The organism is Streptomyces sp. ActVer (assembly GCF_027270795.1).
Lineage (GTDB): Bacteria > Actinomycetota > Actinomycetes > Streptomycetales > Streptomycetaceae > Streptomyces > Streptomyces umbrinus_A.
The window spans coordinates 1-2,117 of record NZ_JAPWHT010000806.1 but is presented as its reverse complement, the minus strand read 5'-3'; the positions used below and the strand labels follow the sequence as shown (position 1 = coordinate 2,117).

Here is a 2,117-nt window from a genome sequence, read left to right as displayed (position 1 = left end):
AACCCGCTGCTGCGCCGGGCCCGGCTGGTGGAGCCCGCCGGCGACGGCATCGTGGCGAGCAAGGACGCCCGTGGCCGCGCCGAGGACTGCGAGATCGTCCGGCCCAAGGGCTCGGGCGTGCGGGTGTCCTCCGGCAGCACCCTCTACCTGGCCGGCGGCGGGGTCTCCGACACGGCCACCCACGGCCTGGTCGTGGAGGACGGCGGCAACGTCACCGTCCGCGACTTCCGCGTCGAGATATCCGGCGAGGAGGGCGTGGTCGTCGCCGCGGGCGGCGAACTGACCGCCAACCGCACCTCGGTGCACGCCCCCAAGGGCCACGGTTTCCTGCTCCGCGAGGGCGCGATCGCCTCCCTCAGCGGCTGCGAGGTCTCCGGCGGTGCCCAGGACGGCTTCCGGGTGGAATCCACCGCGCCGGTCTCCGTGGTGAACTGCCTCGCTCGGGAGAACGAGGGCGGCGGCCTGGTGCAGACCGCGCCCGGCGAGCGGCTGGCCGTGGAAGGTCTCAACAGTACCGGCAACGGCAAGCGGGACGCCTGGGGCTCCGGCAGCGCCGAGAACACCGACCCGGCCGGCTCAGGCGCCGCGGACGCGCCCCCGGCGGACCGTCCGGAGGGCCCGCTCGGCGCGCTGAACGCGCTGATCGGTCTGGAGAACGTCAAGCAGCAGGTGCGTACGCTGGTCAACCTGACCCAGCTTGCCCAGCGCCGCGAACAACTCGGAATGTCGGCCCCGCCGATGAGCCGGCACCTGATCTTCGCCGGCCCGCCCGGCACCGGTAAGACCACCGTCGCCCGTCTGTACGGGTCGATCCTGGCCGAGCTGGGTTCGCTGCGCAGCGGACACCTGGTGGAGGTCTCCCGCGCGGACCTGGTCGCCCAGGTCGTCGGCGGTACCGCCATCAAGACCACCGAGACCTTCCAACGGGCGCTCGGCGGCGTGCTGTTCATCGACGAGGCGTACACCCTCAGCTCGGACAGCAACAACGGCGGTGCGGACTTCGGCCGCGAGGCGGTGGACACCCTGCTGAAGCTGATGGAGGACCACCGCGACGACGTGGTGGTGGTCGCGGCCGGCTACTCCCGCGAGATGGACTCCTTCCTCAGCTCCAACCCGGGTCTGGCCTCCCGCTTCTCGCGGACCGTCGAGTTCGAGAACTACTCGGTGCCCGAACTGGTCGCGATCATGGAGAGCATGTGCGCTCAGCACCAGTACGAGCTGGGTGAGGGCACCGAGGCGGCGCTGGCCGCGCACTTCGAGGCGATGCCGCGGGACGCCGGATTCGGCAACGGCCGTGCCGCGCGCGGGGTGTTCGAGGAGATGGTGGACAGACAGGCGGTCCGGCTCGCCTCCCAGCAGCAGGTCAGCGAGCACGACCTGCGGTTGCTGCTGCCGGAGGACGTCTCCGCCACGGCCGCCGCGAAGGCCGGCGACACCACCGCACCGGCCGACGACCCGCTGACCCGCCTCGGCGACATGATCGGCCTGGCCGAGGTGAAGCGCCAGGTCGCCGACCTGGTCAACCTCATCACCACGGCCCGCCACCGGGCCGCCGCCGGACTGCCGGTGCCCTCACTCAGCAACCACCTGGTCTTCACCGGCCCACCCGGTACCGGCAAGACCACCGTTGCGCGCCTGTACGGGGAGATCCTGACGCAGCTCGGAGTCCTCGACCGGGGGCAGCTCATCGAGGCCGCCCGCGCCGACCTGGTGGGCCGCTACATCGGCCACACCGCCCAGCTGACCCGCGAGGTCTTCGAGAAGGCCCGCGGCGGTGTGCTGTTCATCGACGAGGCCTACACCCTCACCCCGAAGGGCGGCGGCGCCGACTTCGGCCAGGAGGCCGTGGACACCCTGCTGAAGCTGATGGAGGACCACCGCGACGAGGTCGTCGTCATCGTCGCCGGCTACACCGACGAGATGGAGCGCTTCCTCGCCTCCAACCCCGGTCTGTCCTCGCGCTTCCCGCGCCGGATCGGCTTCGCCGACTACTCCTCCGAGGAACTGGTCACCATCGTGCGCGCACAGGCCGCGAACATGGGGTACGAATGCGGCCCCGGCACCGGCCCGCTGCTCAAGGAGTACTTCGACTCGCTGCCCAGGGACCGCTCGTTCGG

At 71.5% G+C, this 2,117-nt stretch carries 1 protein-coding gene; it reads left to right on the top strand.

The annotated features are described in order from the left end of the window. Window positions 1-2,117 (top strand): AAA family ATPase (locus O3Q52_RS52270; protein ID WP_269655421.1); only part of this gene is annotated, 2,117 nt, incomplete at both ends.